Consider the following 19,113-nt stretch of genomic DNA (forward strand, 5'->3'; position numbering starts at 1 on the left):
CGCAATAAGGCAAGGGGGTAATATCCGAACGTGGATCCCGAAGCTCTGACCCGCCAGGACGCCGAGCCGTCGATGCTGGATCCGCGCATCATGGATCCCGACCAGGAGATCGTGCGGCTCGCGGGCCTGGAGGACGCCGACATCGACCAGGTGGTGCGCGTCCTGGAGGCGCTGCGCCGCTGGCGCGAGACCGAGCGCCGGATGAGCGAGGCCTCGCGGCGCTACATGAAGCTCGGCGACACCGACATGCGTGCGCTGCGCTTCCTGATCGCCATGCAGAACCACGGCCGCGTCGTGACGCCGGGTGCCATCGCCGAGCACCTGGGCATCACGACGGCGTCGACCACCAAGCTCATCGACCGGCTCGCCGCGGGCGACCACGTGCGGCGCACCCCGCACGCCTCGGACCGGCGCAGCCTCGCGATCGAGGTCACCCCGGAGACGCGGCACGTCGCGCGCGAGACCGTCGGGCGCAGCCACGCCCGACGGTTCGACGCCGCGGCCCGCCTGACCGCCGAGGAGCGGGAGACGGTGATCCGCTTCCTCGACGACCTGGCGGCGTCCGACCAGGACCTGCCTGACAAGACGGCCTGATCAGGTCTCCAGCAGCACCCGCACGTCCCACGGCCCGAGCGCCAGCTCCGCACCGGCGGCCAGCTCCTCGCCGCTGAGCAGGTCGCGCACCGCGCCCGGCAGGACGAAGGTGCTCGGCTCCCAGGACCACGAGTGCACGAACCGCACGCGCTCGCCCGCGGGGTTGGTGGCGCCGGCGACCGTCTGCGACGGTCCCTGCGGACGCCACTCCGGTCCGGCGGACGCCGCAGCGGGTCGCCCCTGCGCCGCCGCCCACCCCAGCACCGCACGCGCCAGCGCCGGACCGGGGATGGTGCCGACCGTCGTCACCCGGCCGGAACCGTGCGCCCGGGTGGTCACGGCCGGCCACCGGCCGAAGTGCGGGTGGTCGTAGCGGACGAGCACGTCGGCGTCGAGCACCTGGAGGCTGTCGACCCAGCTCGTCGCGCGGGCGTCGTCGGGCAGCTCGAAGCCGTCGGCGCCCTGCACGGGCAGCGGCGTGTCGATGCTCGCGAACTCGTCGTAGAAGACGCCTGCCGCCTCGCTCAGGTGCGCGGGCTTGCGCTCGGCGCGGGCGCGGGCCTCCTCGTCCTCGTACCCGGTGCGGATGCCGAGCACGAGGTGCCCGCCGGCCGCCGCGTACCGCTCCAGCCACGACAGCCAGGCGTCGTCGGCGATCGTGACGCCGGCCGCGACCAGGACAGGGTGCTCGGCCGCCACCTCCTCGGGCGTGCGCTCGGTGAGCCGGGTGTCGTGCAGCAGGCGGGCCTGCAGGCCGGCGTCGAACGCCCCGCGGTAGAAGCTGTCGAAGATCCGGTGGTAGCCGCCCCTGTCCGCCCCCGCGCCCCCGCCGACCTGCGGGAACTCCGCCTGCGACCACTTGCTGGCGGTGGAGTACACGAGCGCGACGTCGGCGTCCGGGGTCAGGTTGGCGACCGCCGCGCCGGCCGTGCGCAGCTCACCGCCCAGGGCCGCCAGCTGGTGGTACGTCCGGCCGGGCTCCAGCGAGTGCGGCAGGATCCCGCCCCAGTACGTCTCGGTGCCGTACGGCAGCGTGTGCCAGTGCCAGTACTCGATCATCGTGGCGCCGCGGGAGACCAGGGCCCAGGCCACCTGGCGCCACTGGCCGTCGTAGGCGGGCTCGTTCTGGTGGGGTCCGCCGATCGCCTGCGCGTTGGTCTCGGTGACGAGGTACGGCGCCTGCTTCGAGGAGTACATGCGGTCCGCCATCCCGTACAGCGCCCACGTGCCCGAGGCCATCCAGGACTCGTCCGGGGCGGCGGTCAGGGGCAGGGCCAGGTGGTCCCGCATCCGGTAGTACGGGTTGCCGGCGGTCACGTCGAGGTCGCGGGTGAGCGCGTCGTCCTGCACGGTGGGGCGGTCGTAGGAGATGCAGGTGGTGACGAACTGGTCCTCGCGCGCGTACTCCCGGACGACGTCGGCCTGCCAGCCGATGAAGTCGGTCGTGAGCTGCGCCTGGAACTCGCGCCAGGCCAGGGCGTACTGGGGCTGCCCGTTGCCCGACGGCGTCCAGAGGTCCGCCCAGGTGGACAGCCGGTGCGACCAGTACGTCAGGCCCCACTCGTCGTTCAGCCGCTCGACCGTGCCGTACCGGGCGCGGAGGTGGTCCACGAACCGCTCGAAGACCTGCCGGTTGTGGAAGATCTCGTTGCCCGGCTCGTTGTCCACCTGGTAGCCGACGACGGCGGGGTGCTGCGCGTACCGGGCGACGACGGCGCGGATGATCCGCTCGGCGTGGAACAGGAACGCCGGGTGCGTGTAGTCGATCTCCTGGCGCGAGCCCCAGCCCATCGCCGTCCCGTCACGGCGGACGACGTTGATCTCCGGGTACAGCCGGGCCAGCCACATCGGCACGGCGTAGGTCGGCGTGCCGAGGATCACCTTGATGCCCCGCTCGTGGGCGCCGTCGAGCACGGGCTGGAGCCAGTCGAGGTCGAAGCGGCCGTTCTCCGGCTCCCAGGTGGACCAGACGGACTCGCCGACCCGGATCACCGTGAAGCCCGCCTCGACCATCAGGTCCAGGTCCCGCTCGAGCTGCCCGGCGCGCTGCTGCTCCGGGCGGTGGTACTCGTAGTAGTAGGCGGCGCCGAACAGGACCCCGTCGGTCAGGTGCTGCAGTGTGCTCATGCTTGCCTCTCAAGTGGGACCTGTCAGACACGCAGGTCACTCCGGTGACCTGTGGTTCTGACACGTCGGCGGGTGGCGGATGGCGGGTGGTGCCGTGCTCTCGCGGACGATCAGCTGGGCGGGGACGAGCCGGTGGCGTTCCGCGGGCGGGCGGCCCTCGATGGTGCCGACCAGGCGGTGCACCGCCAGGCGGGTGACCTCGGCGAAGTCCTGGCGCACCGTCGTCAGGGAGGTGGAGAGGAACTCGGCCTCGGGGGCGTCGTCGAACCCCACGATGCTGACGTCCTCGGGGACCCGCAGGCCGGCCTGCTCGACGGCCCGGATCGCGCCGATGGCCATGTGGTCGTTGGCGGCGAAGATCGCGGTGACGCCGGCGCGGCGCAGCAGGCCGACGGCGGCCTCGTGCCCGGACCCGGGCGTCCAGCCACCGTGCACGACGGGCGGCGCCTCGATCCCGGCGTCCGACAGGGCGGCGCGCCAGCCCGCGATCCGTCGCGCCGTGGCCGACCAGCCCTCCGTGCCGCCGATGTGGTGCACGGTGCGGTGCCCGAGTGCGAGCAGGTGCTCGACCGCGGACCTGGCCCCGGCCGTCTCGTCGGCGCCCAGCACGAGCTCGTCGGGGTGCGCCACCGTGTCGGTGGCGCTGGGGGAGCCGGCCTTCGGGGAGCCGAAGCTGAGCACGGGCAGCCCGTGCGGGATGCGCAGGTCGGGGTGGCCCAGGTCGATCGGCTCGGAGAGCACCAGGCCCGCGATGTCCTGGGTGACGAGCTCGTCGATCGCGGCCTGCAGGTCGGCGACGCCGTTGCCCCGCGTGCGGGCGACGCTCAGGTGGTAGCCGGAGCCGCGCAGGGCGCCGTCGACCCCCTCGAGGATCGACGCCGGACCGTACAGCGCCGTGCTCGGGGTGACCATGCCGATGCGCTGGTTGCGGCGGGTCACCAGTGCGCGCGCCGCGGCGTTCGGGCGGAACCCCATCTCGTCGATGGCCGCCTGGACCCTGGCCCGGATCGCCTCGGTGACGTGCGGTTCGCCGTTCACGACCCGGGAGACGGTCTTCTGGGAGACGCCGGCGCGGCGGGCGACGTCGGTCATCGACACCCGTGGTGTGGCACCCGTGGCACCCATGTGCAGCTCCCTCGCCGACGCTTGACTACGTAGTCAACGCCGCAGAGCACATCACGGGTCCGACCGCGTGGTCAAGGGCCCCATCGCGAGTGGCGCGCCTCCGTACCCAGTGATTCGGCCCGGACTCGTCACGAGTCCGGGCCGAATCGCTGGGTAGGCGCGCGGCCGGGTCAGGACAGCGTGATGCTGTCCAGCTCCGCGTAGCCCGTGCCGCCGCCGAAGTTCGGCGAACCCTTCGCCAGCCGGATCACGTTGTACCCGGCCCGCAGCGAGACGGTCACGTTCGTCGTCCCGAACTGGGCCCAGCCCGCCGTCGGCGGATAGGACACCGTCGAGAACGCGCCGCCGTTGTAGGCCAGGCCATGGGTCGACGTCGACCCGGTGCCGTTCGCGTACCGGATCGCCATCGTGTAGCTGCGGGCCGTGGGCACGTTCACCGTGAAGTCCACGAAGCTCTGCGAGCGCATGTCGGCGGTGCCGTCGATGCCGCCGACGTACGAGCCGTTCGACGCCGCCGAGGAGCCCCGGGTCTGCGCGTTCACGACGTTCGCGTTCTCGGCCTCGTAGACCTGCTGCCAGCTCGACGTCGGGCCGCCGGCCGGGGTGACGACCACCTGGTAGGCGCCCTCCGCCGTCATCCCGTTGACCGGGACGGTGACGCTACCGTTCGTGACGGCCAGGGTCGACGTCGACAGCACCGTCGGCGCCGCCACGTGCGTGTGCCGCCCGCTGCCGGGCACCGCGTTCACCGTCACCCGGACGGACGAGCCGAAGGAGCCGAGCCCGTTGACCCGCACGCTGTTGTTGCCGCTGTCCCCGCCGAGCACGACGTTCACGATCTTGCGGCTCGAGTCGTAGGCCGCGACGCCGTCGAGCCAGCTCTGCGGGGTGGTGCGCACGACGTTGCCTGCCATGGCGCCGTACCAGCGGTAGGCCCAGTACGAGGCCGTCGGCTGGCCCTGGAGCGTGAACAGGCCGTCGAACGTGCCCGCCTCGAACCAGTACGCGCGGTGCGCCTCGCGTGCGCCGTGCCGCTCCAGCACCGAGATCCAGTGCACCGCCACGCTCGGGATGTCCATCTGGTTCAGCGAGTTGTACTCGTTGATCGCGATGGGGCGCGGGCTGATGCCGAGCGAGCTCTCGATGGCCCGGTAGTCGGCCACGTGGTCGTCGAACGAGTTCCAGTCCATGTCGCCGAGCTCGTGCCAGACGATGACGTCGGGCACGGTGCCCGTGTCCCGGGCGTGGGTCAGGAACGACAGCATCCGGCTGTGGCTGTAGTGCGAGTCGCTGGGCCCCACGATCGGCGTCACCGGGTCGAGCGACCGGATCAGGCGGTGCGTGCGGGTCCAGCCGTCGTTGAAGGATCCGGCGGCGGCAGTGTTCCAGGTCCAGTCGGGCTCGTTCCACAGCTCCCAGCCGCGGATGTTCGTCGTCGACGTGGCCGCCAGGCGCTTCTGGACCATGGTGCGGACCTTCTGCTCCCAGTCCGCCCAGCCCTGCCACTGGTAGGGGAACGACGGGTAGATGTCGGGCATGCGGACGAGCTGCTGGGCGCCGGCGCGCGTGATGTTGCCGGCGACGTCGAGTGCGTCGCAGCACGGCTCGGTCGCGCCGTTGCCCAGGTGCGTGGTGCCCGGCGCGGGCTGCGTGAACCCGCTGGGGCTCAGGGGCAGGAGCTGGTCGGTGGTGGGCTTCGAGTCCGAGCCGACGCCGTACAGGCCGCCCGAACCGACGTGCGTCACGGGCCGGACGACGGAGCCGACGTCGACCGTGAGGGTGTTGCCGGCGGCCTGGGCCGGGCCGGCGGGGGAGACCAGCGCGACGCCCAGGACGAGGGCGAGGATGCTGGCGCGGGACAGGGTGCGTTTCATGGAATCTCCTCGTTGAGATTGCGAACCGGTTCGACGTTCCGTCCCTGGTGACGCTAGTTTCGAACGCCGTCCGGCGCAAGAGTCCCAAAAATTCGTTCTTGCGATCATCGGAGCGGTGTGGTTAGAGTCGAACCGGTTCGCAACGGAAGCGAGCTGGTTCGGCAACGGAGCGAGCAGCACAGGAGGCGGAGTGGCCACCATCGGGGATGTCGCCCAGGCGGCGGGGGTCTCCCGCAGCACGGCGTCGTACGCGCTGTCGGGCAAGCGGGCGATCTCGGCGGACGTGCGCCGCCGCGTCGAGGACGCCGTCCGGCAGCTCGGCTACACGCCGAACGCGGGGGCGCGGGCCCTCGCCACGTCGCAGACGATGGTGATCGGGCTGCTCGCCCAGTTCCTCGAGGACGAGTTCGCGCCCGCGATGCTCCAGTACATGCTGGGCGTCTCCAACACGGCCCGCGAGCTCGGCTACGACATCCTGCTGGTCACCGAGGCGGACGGCACGCGCGCCCTGCGCCGCATCACCGACTCGCGGATGGTCGACGGCGTCGTGCTGCTCAACGTCGCCGAGCGGGACGAGCGCCTGCCGATCCTGCGCGCCGCGGGTCAGCCGGGCGCGCTCGTCGGGCTGCCCGCCGACTGCACCGGCGTCGACGTCTTCGACCTCGACTTCGAGGAGGCGGGCCGCCTCATGGTGGACCACCTCCACCGGCTCGGGCACCGCGAGGTGACCCTCGTGTCGCAGCCCGAGCACGTGATCGAGCGCGGCGGCGCCTACGTGTGGCGCCTGCAGAACGCCGCGATCGAGGCGGCCCGGGCGCGCGGCATCACGCTGCACACCGTGTCGGCGTCGTCGCACCAGCCCGACGTCGGCCAGGACCTGAACGCCCTGCTCGACACCCACCCCGCCGTCACCGGGCTCCTGATCAACAACGAGGCGGCGGCGGCAGCCCTGCCGACCGTCCTGCACCAGCGCGGGCTGACGGCGCCCAGCGACCTGTCCGTCGTCGGACGGTACTCGGACGAGTTCGCCCGCACCTTCTCGCTGCCCTACTCCTCGATCGAGAGCGCACCCGACCGGCTCGGCCGCATGGCCGTGCGCCAGCTCGTGCGCCGGATCGAGGGCGAGGTGGCGGCCGACGAAGCGCACGTCGTGCGGTTCGTGACCCCCGAGCTGGTCGACCGCGGCAGCACCGGCGTGCCCCGGCCGGCCTGACGGCTACCCACCCCCCCAGCCGGCCGACGGCGTCGTCGTGCCGGACATGTTCAAGGAGGAACCATGCACCACACCGCGGCCCAGACCCCGCAGCCCGCCCTCTCCCGCACCACCCGGCGCAGGCCCACCACGCTCGCGGCCGTCTCCGCGCTCGCCCTGGTCGGCGTGCTCGGCGCCTGCTCGTCCGGCGGCGCGGCCGCCGGCGGCAGCACCGGCGGCGACGACAGCACCTACACCTGGTGGGACCCGTACCCCCAGCACGACGACGCGTCCGACTGGGCCGGACGGGTCCAGGCGTGCGGCGAGGAGGCCGGCGTCACCATCGAGCGCACCGCCTACGACACCACCGCGCTGACCAACCAGGCGCTGCTGGCCGCGCAGGAAGGCACATCGCCCGACGTCATCCTGCTCGACAACCCGGCGGTGTCCACGCTCGCGGACACGGGCATGCTCACCACGGTCGAGGAGTTCGGCCTCGACACCTCCGCGATCGACGAGAACCTGCTCGCGGCCGGCGTCGTCGGCGGGGACACGTACGGCATCCCGATCGGCGCGAACACGCTGTCGCTCTACTACAACGCGGAGGTGCTGGAGGACGCGGGCGTGGACCCGGCCTCGATCACTGACTGGGACTCGCTCACGGCGGCCCTGAAGGCGGTCACGGACAACGGCGACAAGGGCATCACGTTCGCCGGCATCGGCACCGAGGAGGGCTCGTTCCAGTTCCTGCCCTGGTTCTGGGGCGCTGGCGCCGACCTGCGTGACCTCGACTCGCCCGAGGCCGTCGCGGCGCTGGAGCTGTGGAAGGGCTGGCTCGACGAGGGCTACGCGCCCAACTCGGTGATCAACAACTCCCAGAACACCGTGTGGGAGGAGTTCCTCACCGGCGACTTCGCCTTCGCGGAGAACGGCACGTGGCAGGTCAACAGCGCGGCCGAGGCGGACTTCGAGACGGGCATCGTGCAGCTTCCGGCACGCGACGGCGGCGTCGCACCGGCGCCGACGGGCGGCGAGTTCATCATGGCGCCCGTCCAGGAGGACACCGCGCGCTACGACGTCACCCGCCAGATCGTCGAGTGCATGACGACGCCCGAGGGCTTCGTCGAGACCGCGAACACGTTCGCGTACTACGTCCCGCCGACGGCGGACGGCCAGGCCGCGCTCGTCGAGGAGAAGCCCGAGCTCGAGCCGTGGGTCGAGGCCGTGCGCAACGCCAAGGGCCGCACGAGCGACGACCTGGGCGCCGGCTACCCGATGATCTCCGAGGCCCTCTGGACGGCAGTCCAGAACGCCCTCTCGGGCGCGGCCACGCCGAAGGAGGCCCTCACCACGGCCCAGACAGAGGCGGAATCGGCCACCAACTGACCACCCGCCGTCGTTGAGTGCTGGGTATTCGCCCTGAAACTGCCCGTTGAAGGGCGAATACCCAGCACTCAACGGAAAGACCTAAGGACTTTTTGATGACTGCCATCGAGGTTGCGGCCGCGGCGGGCGTGGACCGGGAGGCGGCGCCGCGCCGGCGGCGTGGGCCCGCCGCCTCCCAGTGGGCCGCCGCCGGGTTCGCCGCTCCGCTGCTCGTGTACCTGATCCTCTTCTACCTCTACCCGCTCTGGCGCAACATCGACCTCAGCGTCCACGACTACACGATCCGCGCGTTCGTGCAGGGCAACGCCGAGTTCGTCGGGTTCGAGAAGTACGCAGAGATCTTCAGCTCCGCGACGTTCCCGACGGCGCTGTGGAACACCGCGGTCTTCACCGTCGTCTCCATCGTGTTCCAGTACGCGATCGGCCTGGCGCTCGCGGTCTTCTTCCGCTCCGGGTTCCGGCTGTCCGGCCTGCTGCGGGCGATGTTCCTCGTGCCGTGGCTGCTGCCGCTGATCGTGTCGGCGTCGACCTGGGCGTGGATGCTGAACAGCGACAACGGCATCGTGAACTCGGTGCTGGGCGCGTTCGGGCTGGAGCAGATCAACTGGCTCACCTCGCCCGACACCGCGCTGCTCTCGGTGACGATCGCGAACATCTGGCTGGGCATCCCGTTCAACCTCGTGATCCTGTACTCCGGCCTGCAGAACATCCCGGGCGAGGTGTACGAGGCGGCGTCGCTCGACGGCGCCGGGCCGTGGAAGCAGTTCTGGAGCATCACGTTCCCGCTGCTGCGCCCGGTCTCCGCCATCACGATCCTGCTGGGGCTGATCTACACGCTCAAGGTCGTGGACGTCATCTGGATCATGACCACCGGCGGGCCCGGCGACGCGTCGACGACGCTCGCCATCTGGTCCTACCGGGAGGCCTTCGGGACGGGGCAGCCGGACTTCTCGCCCGCGGCGGCGGTCGGCAACCTGCTGATCCTCATCGCCCTCGTCTTCGGATTCCTGCACCTGCAGCTCCAGCGCCGCCAGGAGGACTCATGACCAGCCCTCGTCCGATGCGGCGCACTCCGCAGAAGCCCTGGTGGAAGACCGCCCTCGGCCTCGTCCTCACCGCGTTCATGCTGTTCCCCGTCTACTGGATGGTGAACGTCTCCCTCACGCAGACGAGCGACCTGCGGTCGGACCCGCCGCACTGGTTCCCCTGGGACCCCACGTTCGAGGGGTACACGGCGGTGTTCCAGCAGCAGCTCCCGGCCCTCGGCACGAGCCTGCTGGTGGGGCTCGGCTGCGTGGTGCTCACCGTGGTGATCGCCGCGCCTGCCGGGTACGCGCTCGCGCTGCTCAACCTGCGCGGCGGGCGCACGCTGAACTTCCTGCTGCTGGTCGCGCAGATGATCCCGGCGGTCGTCATGGCCATGGGGTTCTACGCGGTCTACAACAGCCTGGGCCTGCTCAACACCGTCGGCGGGCTGATCATCGCCGACTCGACGGTCGCGGTGCCGTTCGGCGTGCTGCTGTACACGGCGTTCATGTCGGGCATCCCGCGTGAGCTGCTGCAGGCCGCACGGGTCGACGGCGCGGGCGCCTGGCGCACCTTCCGCTCGATAGTGCTGCCGGTGAGCCGCAACTCGACGCTCACGGTCTCGCTGTTCGCGTTCCTGTGGGCGTGGTCGGACTTCATCTTCGCCTCGACCCTGAACCGCAACGGCGAGCTCATCCCGATCACGCTCGGCATCTACAACTACATCGGCAACAACACGACGCAGTGGAACGCGATCATGGCGACCGCCGTCGTCGCGTCGGTGCCGGCGGCGATCCTGCTCGTCGTGGCGCAGCGGTACGTGGCGGCGGGCGTCACCGCGGGCGCGGTCAAGGACTGATGAGCACCGAGAGACAGAGGCGAAGGAATCCTGTGACAGAGCAACACTCGACGCGCACCGTCACGTCGCGGCTTCGGGCGGCCCGGGCGCGTCCGGTCGTCCCGCGCGGCCCGCGCCGCGGGCTCGGCGTCGGCGAGCTGCGGCTCGACGGCGGCTTCTGGGGCGCGCTCCAGGAGACGAACGCCGGGGCCACGCTGCAGCACTGCCTGGACTGGATGGAGCAGCTCGGCTGGCTCGGCAACTTCGACCGGGTCGCGGAGGGCGTCACGGGCGGGGAGCGGCCGGGCTGGCAGTTCTCCGACTCCGAGGTGTACAAGCTCCTCGAGGCGCTGGCCTGGGAGTATGGCCGCACGGGCGACCCCGCCGTCGACGCCCTGCTGGGCAAGGTGGTGGACCGGGTCGCGGCCGCCCAGGACGAGGACGGTTATCTCAACACCTGCTTCGGCCACGCCGGGCAGGCCGGCCGGTACACCGATCTCTCGGCCGGCCACGAGCTGTACGTCACGGGTCACCTGCTGCAGGCAGCGGTCGCGCGGGTGCGGACCGTGGGGGAGGATGACGCCCTGGTCGACGTCGCCCGCCGCGCCGCCGACCACGTCTGCCGGGAGTTCGGCGCCGACGGCCGGGGCGCCGGAGCGCAGCCGGGCATCTGCGGCCACCCCGAGATCGAGCTCGGCCTCGCCGAGCTGGGCCGCGCGCTCGACGAGCCGCGGTACACCGAGCAGGCACGGCTCTTCGTCGAGCGGCGCGGGCACGGCACCCTCGCGCCGATCGCGCTGCTCAGCCCCGCCTACTTCCAGGACGACGTACCGGTGCGCGACGCCGACGTCTGGCGCGGCCACGCCGTGCGCGCCCTGTACCTCGCGGCCGGGGCGGTCGACGTCGCCGTGGACACCCAGGACGACGACCTGCGCGCCGCCGTCGAACGGCAGTGGACCCGCTCCGTGGAGCGCCGCACGTATCTGACCGGCGGCATGGGTTCGCGGCATCAGGACGAGGGTTTCGGCGACGACTGGGAGCTGCCGCCCGACCGCGCGTACTGCGAGACGTGCGCGGGCGTCGCCTCGGTGATGGTCTCCTGGCGGTTGCTGCTCGCGACAGGCGAGGTGCGCTACGCCGACCTCATCGAGCGCACCCTCTACAACGTCGTGGCGACGTCGCCCCGCGGCGACGGGCGCGCGTTCTTCTACGCCAACCCGCTGCAGCAGCGCGAGCCCGGCGCGGACGTGCGGCCCGACGCCGTCAACCCGCGCGCCGAGGGCGGCGTCCGGGCGCCGTGGTTCGACGTGTCGTGCTGCCCCACGAACGTGGCGCGCACCCTGGCCTCGTGGCAGGCGTACGCGGCGTTCGTCGAGGAGGTGCCTGGTGGTTCGTCGGACGACGGTTCGTCGGACGGCGGTTCCTTGGACGGCGGCGCGGCCGACGGCGGAGTCGTCGTGTCGCTGGCCCAGTACGCCGCGGGCGACCTGCGGCTGTCGGTCGACGACCGCGACCCCGGGCAGCCCGGCGGCGAGCTCGCCCTGCGCGTGACCACCGAGTACCCGCACGACGGCCGCATCCGCGTCGAGGTCACGGCCGTCCCCGAGCGGCCGGTCACCCTGCGGCTGCGCGTGCCGCACTGGGCGGACGGCGCCACGCTCACCGGCCCTGACGGCGCTACGACCGCCGTCCGCCCGGGGTGGGCTGACGCCGCCACCCTGGCGCCCGGCGACGTGGTGACGCTAGACCTACCCGTGGCCCCCCGACTGACCTGGCCCGACCCGCGGGTCGACGCCGTGCGCGGCACCGTCGCCGTCGAACGCGGCCCCCTCGTGCTCGCGCTGGAGTCGGTGGACCTGCCCGACGGCGTGCTGCTCGACCAGGTGCGGCTCGACCCGGCGGTCGCACCCCGTGCGCAGGGCGACGGCGCGGTGGTCCGTGCCGCCGTCGTGCCGCTGCCCGGGGGCGGGGCGGGCACCCCGCCGTTCGGCGCGGGCGGTCTGGGCGGCGCGCCGACGTCCGACATCGGTGCGCCTGCACCGTCGTCCGACACCGGCGTACCCGCCGCGCTCGACCTGCCCCTGGTGCCCTACCACCGCTGGGCCGAACGCGGCCCGTCGACCATGCGCGTCTTTGTTCCGACTGCCCGACCCGAGGAGATTCGATGACCGACCTCATCACGCCGGTGCGTGCCGACGGCACCCGCCTGACCTGGCGGAGCGGCGGCGAGACCGTCGTGGTCGAGCCGTGGGGCAGCGACAGCGTGCGGGTACGCGCGACGGTCCTGGGCGACGTCGAGGACACCGACTGGGCCCTGCTGCCGCCCGACCCCGAGGCCCACGCCCCCGCGCGCGTCGAGCTGAGGGCCGACGGCGCGACGCTCGTCAATGGCGACATCCGCGTCGAGCTCACCACGACCAGCGGGTTCTACGAGTCCGTCGGCTACGAGGTGGCGCGCTGCGAGCTGGCCTTCTACGACGCGGACGGCCGGCTCCTGCTCCGCGAGCTCGGCCAGGGCGGCTCGCTCCAGCTGCGGGCCCGGAACTTCCGCCCGCGGCTCGGCGACGACGGGCACACGCTGACGGCGTCGTTCGAGTCCGACCCGGACGAGAAGCTGTACGGGATGGGCCAGTACCAGCAGCACGTGCTTGACCTCAAGGGCTCCACGTTCGAGCTGGCGCACCGCAACTCGCAGGCCAGCGTGCCGTTCGTGATGTCGAGCGGCGGATACGGGTTCCTGTGGCACGACCCGGCGATCGGGCGCGCGACCTTCGCGCGCAACCGCTCCGAGTGGCACGCCGAGTCCACGAAGCAGCTCGACTACTGGGTGACGGCGGGCCGCACCCCGGCGCAGATCTCGCGCGCCTACGCCGAGGCGACGGGGCACGCCCCGATGATGCCCGAGCGCGGGCTCGGGTTCTGGCAGTGCAAGCTGCGCTACTGGAACCAGGAGCAGCTCCTGGAGGTCGCCCGCGAGCACCACCGGCGCGGGCTGCCGCTCGACGTGATGGTCGCCGACTTCTTCCACTGGCCCAAGATGGGCGACTACCGGTTCGAGGACGAGTTCTGGCCGGACCCGGCGGCCATGGTCGCCGAGCTGGGCGAGCTCGGCGCCGAGCTCATGGTCTCCGTGTGGCCGCAGGTCTCGCTGGAGTCGGAGAACGACTCGTACCTGCGGCGGAACAACCTGCTGGTGCGCGCCGACCGCGGGCTCGACGTCCACATGTCGTTCCAGGGACCCAGCACCTTCCTCGACGTGACCAACCCCGAGACGCGGCGCTGGCTCTGGGACATCTGCCGGCGCAACTACGGCGCCCACGGCATCCGCACGTTCTGGCTGGACGAGGCCGAGCCCGAGTACGGCGTCTACGACTACGACAACTTCCGGTACCACCTGGGCCCGGCTCTGCGCGTGGGCAACGTGTACCCGCAGGCATTCGCGCGGGCCTTCTACGAGGGCCAGGTGGCGGACGGCGAGAGCGAGGTCGTCAACCTGGTCCGGTGCGTTTGGGCGGGCAGCCAGCGCTACGGCGCGCTGGCCTGGTCCGGCGACATCTCGTCCACGTTCGAGGACCTGGCGCGGCAGGTCACCGCGGGTATCCACATGGGCGTCGCGGGCATCCCGTGGTTCACCACCGACATCGGCGGGTTCCACCGCGGCGACGTCACCGACCCGGCGTTCCACGAGCTGCTCCTGCGCTGGTTCCAGTTCGGGGCGTTCAGCCCCGTGATGCGGCTGCACGGCGACCGGCTGCCGGGGCACGAGGTGGTGGCGGCCGACGGCTCGCCACGGTTGGGCTCGGGCGGGCCCAACGAGCTGTGGAGCTTCGGCGAGGAGGTCTACGGCGTACTGGAACGCTACGTCCACTTGCGCGAGACACTGCGCGACTACGTGCGCGACGCCATGCGCGCCGCGCACACCGACGGCCAGCCGGTGATGCGCGGCCTGTTCCACGACTTCCCCGAGGACTCCCGGGCGTGGGACGTCGACGACCAGTTCCTGCTGGGCCCGGACGTCCTGGTCGCGCCGGTGCTCGCGGCGGGCGTGCGGGAGCGCGACGTCTACCTGCCCGCGGGCGCTCGCTGGACCGACGCCGCCACCGGTCAGGTGCACGACGGCGGGGTCACGGTGCGCGCGGACGCGCCGCTCGACGTCGTGCCCGTGTTCCTGCGCGACGGTGCGCTGCCGTATGTGATCGGTCGGACGACGGGGCGGGTGGCGCCGGGTGAGCTTGACGGCGGGGTGACGGCGGTGGCGGGCGGTCCGGGGCTAACTGGTTCTGAGCCGGCTGCTGCGGGGCTGACTGCCGCGGGGCCAGATGCTGCAGAGCCAGATGCCGCGGGGTCGTCCAGTTCGGGGCCGAGTGCTGCCGGGCCAAGTGCTGCCGGGGTGGCTTGAGTGCCCCCGCTGGAACCTGGCCGGCGCCTCGTCCCGCGAGGTCGGCAGTCCCGCACGAAGTCGGCACACGGCATCGAGATCGGTCCAGCGCTGGACCGATCTCGATGCGGACTGCCGACCTCGCGGGCGGCCTGCAGCGGACTACCGACCTGGGGGCTTACTTCCCAGTACGCCGTTCGGCTGTGCATTGTCGAACCGGTTCGACTGACGGAGAAGTCTCTCGACGTGACCGGTCTGCCGCCCCGTCCAGGCGTGGGATCGGTCCTTTGCACCGAGCCAGTCCGTGAGATCGGTCCCTTGCTCTGAGATCGGTCAATCAAACGACCGATCTCAGAGCAAGGGACCGATCTCGGAGATCCGGGTCAGCAACCGACCGAACTCGAGGAGCCGGACCCAGCAACCGACCGAACTCAAAGCTCCAGGCCAAGTGACCGATCCCCGTTCCACCCGCGAACCCGTTCCACCCGCGAACCCGTTCCACCCGCGAACCCGTTCCACCCGCGAACCCGTTCCACCCGCGAACCCGTTCCAACCACGAATCCCGTTCTACCCACGATGAGAAGGAAGGCACTCAACGATGAGCACGACACCTTCGAGCAGTAGCGACGCGCGCGGCGGACCCGCCCGGCGCAGGTCCCGGCGCTCCGCCGTCGCGGCGCTCGCCTGCCTGGCGCTCGCCGGCAGCACGTTCGGCGCGGCGCTCGCCGCCCCGGCGACCGCGCAGGAGCTCCCCGCGCCCGACCTGCACTACACGATGGACGACGTCGCGGGCGCCGTCGTCCCCGACTCCTCAGGGAACGGGCTGGACGGCGCGATCTCGGGTACCACGAGCGTGGTCGACGCCGAGGGCGGGGGCACGGCGCTCGACCTGCCCGGCGGGTCCGGCGGCGGCTACGTGACCATCCCACGTGGGGCCCTGGAGGGTGCCACCGACGTCACCGTGTCGGCGCGCGTGCGCTGGGGCGGCACCGGCGGCGCGTGGCAGCGGGTCTTCGACCTCGGGACGGACACCTCGCGGTACCTGTTCGCCACGCCGTCGAACGGTGACGGTCGCCTGCGCACCGCGCTGACGACGAACGGCGGGGGCGGCGAGGCGCAGAACAGCGGCTACGGCCCGCTGCGTGCCGACGACTGGGTGACGCTCACCGCCACCCTGGACACGGCCGCCGACCGGCTCACCACTTATCTGGACGGCGTGGCCGTCGGCAGCGCCCGGTCCACGGTGGCCGCCGGCGACCTGCTCACGGACGCCGCGCAGTCGGCCGGCTACATCGGCCGGTCGTTCTATCCTGATCCGCTCCTTGACGGCGCGATCGACGACTTCCGCCTGTACCGGGCGGCCCTGAGCGGGGACCAGGTGGCCCAGCTCGTGGAGGAAAGGCCAGACATGGTGGAGCTGACGAAGGACACGTTCGAGGTGCGCACGACGGTCGCCGCGGCGCCCGAGCTGCCCGAGGCGGTGCGCGCCGTCTTCACCGACGACTATGACCGCGACATGCCGGTGACCTGGGACGAGATCGACCCGGCGCAGTACGCGCAGCCGGGGGAGTTCACCGTCACGGGAGATGCCGCGGGCACGCCCGTGACCGCCACCGTCACGGTGCACCGGGGCGAGCTGCGGGTCGACCTCGGCTCCGAGACCGGCGACTTCCACGGCGGTGCCTCCGGCACCCTGTACGGCCTTTACGGCGACGGGCTGCCGAGCGACAACCTGATCGAGGGCATGGGCGTCCGCACCGTCTCGACCAAGGCGCAGGACGGCCCCCAGCACCCGGGCGCCGACGCGCTCGAGGTGGTGCGGCCGCTCGCCGACGCCACGGACGGCGACGTCTACATCTACATGACCGACATCCACCGCGGCTTCCCGTACGAGTGGCCGGGCGACACCCCGCAGGAGAAGCTCGACACCTTCGTGGACAAGATCGCGACCCAGGTCGACCAGGTGCGTCAGCTCCCGGAGGAGTACCAGGACAACGTCGTCTTCGTCCCGTTCAACGAGCCCGAGGGCAACATGTTCGGGACCGGACAGTGGAGCTACGACGGCACCTCGTGGCTCGACGACCCGGCCGACTACTTCGCCGCCTGGGACCGGGTGCACGCCCTGATCAAGGAGCGCATGCCCGACGCGCGCATCGCGGGCCCGAACACGAGCATCCTGTACAGCCAGGTCAAGGGCTTCCTCGAGCACACCGTCGAGGTCGGGACCGTGCCCGAGGTCATCACCTGGCACGAACTGTCCCACCCGGAGAAGATCCGCGAGTCCGTGGCGACCTACCGTGACTGGGAGGCCGAGGTCTTCGCAGGCACCGACCTGGCCGGCACCGAGCTGCCGATCAACATCAACGAGTACGCGTTCAACTACCACACGTCGGTGCCCGGCCAGATGATCCAGTGGATCTCGGCCATCGAGGACTCCAAGGTCGACGCCGACATCGCCTACTGGAACATCGACGGCAACCTGTCCGACTCCGCGGTCCAGTCCGACCGCGGCAACGGGCAGTGGTGGCTGTTCAACGCGTACGCCCAGCTGAGCGGGAGCACGGTCAAGGTCACGCCGCCGTTCCCCGGCGAGAACTACACGCTGCAGGGCGTCTCCACCCTGAACACCGAGCGGGCCATGTCGCGCACCATCGTCGGCGGGGCCGACGGCGCAGCGCCCGTCGAGCTCGTGAACGTGCCCGGCGACGTGTTCGGCGACGACGTCCGCGTCACGGTCCGTGAGATCCCGTGGACCGGGCAGCTCGGCGACTCCGCCCAGCCGCGCCACCTTGCCGAGCTGACCCTCCCGGTCGCCGACGGCAAGGTAGCCGTGGAGTTCGACGGCGAGACCCTCCCGCTGCTGCGGGAGTCGTCCGCCTACGAGATCGTCGTGACGCCCGCGGGCGCCGGCGAGAGCACCAGCAAGGCGCCCACGTCCTGGGAGGGCAGCTACGAGGCGGAGGACGCCACCTACACCGGGTCGGGCTACAGCCTGAACGGTCCGGAGGGGTCGCCGTCCGACGTCGCCAAGTTCTACACGTCCGGCGGGTACGACGTCGGTGGGCTGCGCACCGGCTCCGACGGCGTCCTGGACTTCGAGGTCACCGTGCCCGAGGACGGCACCTACGACCTGTCGGTCTTCGCCAACAGCGCCAACACGTACGAGGCGGTGGCCGAGCAGGGCCCGACCAACGTCTTCGTCCGGGTCGACGGCGCCGCCGAGCAGGAGCTCCACCTGCCGCTCGGCTACAAGTGGGTGGTCTGGGACCACGCCGACACGACCGTCGACCTCACGGCGGGCACGCACACCATCTCGCTCGCGGCACGGAGCCTCGACGGCACCGGCGTCACCAAGGGTGACGCGATCCTCGACCGCATCACCCTCGCCCTGCCGAACCCCGACGCCGGGACCGCCGTGTACGAGGCGGAGCACGCCACGCTCGACGGTGGGCGCTCGCTGTACGAGGCGCCCGACGGCGTCGACCCGGCAACGGTCTCCGGCGCCGGCGGCGTCGAGCTGGCCGAGGGCGAGACCGCCACGTTCTGGGTGTACGGCGCCCGCGACGGCGAGGCGACCCTCGGCGTCGACACCCTGGGCACCGGCACCGGCACGCTCACTGTCAACGGCCGCGAGGTCCTCGACCTCGGCCAGGGCGGCTCGGCACGGGCCCACGACGTGGCCGCGCACCTGACCGGCGGCGTGAACAAGGTGGTCGTCACGGGCGGCGCCGACGGCGTCGTCGTCGACCGGCTCACCGTGGCCCCCGGGACCGGGGCGCTCGCGCCGACCGAGTACCAGGCCGAGACCGCCGAGCTGACCGGTTCGGCCAAGGTCGCCGACTTCTCGCTCGCCGAGAGCGGTAAGGCAGTGACCGACGTCGGGGGAGAGCCGGGCAACGACAGCACCCTGACGTTCCAGGTCGACGCCGACCGGTCCGGCCCGCACGCCGTCGTCCTGCGGTACTCGAACCCGGAGCAGTCCCCGGCGTCGCACTACAACCCGGACCCGATCGCCCGCCGGGCGGACATCTCGGTGAACGGTGGCGCGTCGGCCCCGGTGCTCTTCCCGCACACGTTCCACGCGAACAACTTCTGGGAGAAGACCGTGGTGCTCGACCTGGAGGAGGGGGCGAACAGCATCACGCTGAGCTCCGAGGAGGCGCCGAACTTCGACGGCACCACCTACGCGTCCGACGTCTGGCCGGACTTCCCGCTGCGGTCGCGCTGGGCGCCGGTCGTCGACCGGATCACGGTGTCGCCGCTCGCGGTGCCGCAGGCCCAGGCAGTCACAGAGGTGACCGCCGAGGCGATCTGCCGCGGGTCGCGCGCGTTCCTCGCGGTCAGCGCGCGGAACGTCTCGGACGAGCCGCTCGACGTGCGGATCGCGAGCGAGCTCGGGAAGCGGTCGACGACGGACCTGGCGCCCGGTGACACCTGGCGCCAGACCTTCCCGACCCGCTCGTCGGTGCTCGCGGCCGGATCGGTGACGGTCACTGCGGCGGGCATCGCGACGGAGCACGCCTACGAGGGGACGACCTGCGGCTCGTAGGGCTGACGCTCCGCTGGTCGAGCT

At 71.9% G+C, this 19,113-nt stretch carries 11 protein-coding genes; 8 read left to right on the plus strand and 3 right to left on the minus strand.

The window, feature by feature from the left end; genetic code table 11:
* The first annotated feature begins 30 nt into the window (after positions 1-30).
* On the plus strand, positions 31-594 hold the full coding sequence (locus ACNYC2_RS11325) for a MarR family winged helix-turn-helix transcriptional regulator (RefSeq protein ID WP_419707111.1): 564 nt from the start codon (positions 31-33) through the stop codon (positions 592-594).
* Here the strand turns inward: ACNYC2_RS11325 and ACNYC2_RS11330 are convergent, their stop codons facing one another.
* The 3 genes from ACNYC2_RS11330 to ACNYC2_RS11340 all read right to left on the minus strand — a co-directional run bounded on the left by ACNYC2_RS11330 (position 595) and on the right by ACNYC2_RS11340 (position 5,720).
* On the minus strand, positions 595-2,721 hold the full coding sequence (locus ACNYC2_RS11330) for a beta-galactosidase (RefSeq protein ID WP_419707112.1): 2,127 nt from the start codon (positions 2,719-2,721) through the stop codon (positions 595-597).
* Between the two features lie 36 nt (positions 2,722-2,757).
* A complete protein-coding gene (locus ACNYC2_RS11335; RefSeq protein WP_419707113.1) occupies positions 2,758-3,846 on the minus strand; it encodes a LacI family DNA-binding transcriptional regulator in 1,089 nt (362 codons plus the stop codon).
* A gap of 170 nt (positions 3,847-4,016) precedes the next feature.
* The gene (locus ACNYC2_RS11340) at positions 4,017-5,720 is read right to left on the minus strand and encodes a hypothetical protein (protein WP_419707114.1); all 1,704 of its coding nucleotides are present in this window, start codon (positions 5,718-5,720) and stop codon (positions 4,017-4,019) included.
* Positions 5,721-5,910: 190 nt separating this feature from the next.
* Here ACNYC2_RS11340 and ACNYC2_RS11345 point away from each other — a divergent pair, with 190 nt between their 5' ends.
* From ACNYC2_RS11345 to ACNYC2_RS11375, 7 genes are all read left to right on the plus strand, one after another.
* Positions 5,911-6,933 carry a LacI family DNA-binding transcriptional regulator gene (locus tag ACNYC2_RS11345; RefSeq protein ID WP_419707115.1) on the plus strand — a complete coding sequence of 341 codons (1,023 nt, stop codon included), beginning with the start codon at positions 5,911-5,913 and terminating at the stop codon, positions 6,931-6,933.
* Between the two features lie 63 nt (positions 6,934-6,996).
* Positions 6,997-8,298 (plus strand): sugar ABC transporter substrate-binding protein, encoded by a 1,302-nt coding sequence (locus ACNYC2_RS11350; RefSeq protein WP_419707116.1) that lies wholly within the window; start codon positions 6,997-6,999, stop codon positions 8,296-8,298.
* A 95-nt stretch (positions 8,299-8,393) separates the two neighbouring features.
* Positions 8,394-9,344, plus strand: a complete 951-nt coding sequence (locus ACNYC2_RS11355; protein WP_419707117.1) for a carbohydrate ABC transporter permease — start codon at positions 8,394-8,396, stop codon at positions 9,342-9,344.
* Positions 9,341-10,183, plus strand: a complete 843-nt coding sequence (locus tag ACNYC2_RS11360) for a carbohydrate ABC transporter permease (protein WP_419707118.1) — start codon at positions 9,341-9,343, stop codon at positions 10,181-10,183. The genes ACNYC2_RS11355 and ACNYC2_RS11360 overlap by 4 nt, the downstream gene beginning before the upstream one ends.
* A gap of 32 nt (positions 10,184-10,215) precedes the next feature.
* The gene (locus tag ACNYC2_RS11365) at positions 10,216-12,330 is read left to right on the plus strand and encodes a glycoside hydrolase family 127 protein (protein ID WP_419707119.1); all 2,115 of its coding nucleotides are present in this window, start codon (positions 10,216-10,218) and stop codon (positions 12,328-12,330) included.
* Positions 12,327-14,561, plus strand: coding sequence for a TIM-barrel domain-containing protein (locus ACNYC2_RS11370; protein ID WP_419707120.1), 2,235 nt, complete (start codon positions 12,327-12,329; stop codon positions 14,559-14,561). Before ACNYC2_RS11365 ends, ACNYC2_RS11370 begins: the two co-directional genes overlap by 4 nt.
* A 577-nt stretch (positions 14,562-15,138) precedes the next feature.
* Complete coding sequence (locus tag ACNYC2_RS11375) at positions 15,139-19,089, plus strand: LamG-like jellyroll fold domain-containing protein (RefSeq protein WP_419707121.1); 3,951 nt, start codon at positions 15,139-15,141, stop codon at positions 19,087-19,089.
* Positions 19,090-19,113: the final 24 nt, after the last annotated feature.

This window comes from Promicromonospora sp. NFX87, assembly GCF_048564965.1.
GTDB lineage: Bacteria > Actinomycetota > Actinomycetes > Actinomycetales > Cellulomonadaceae > Promicromonospora.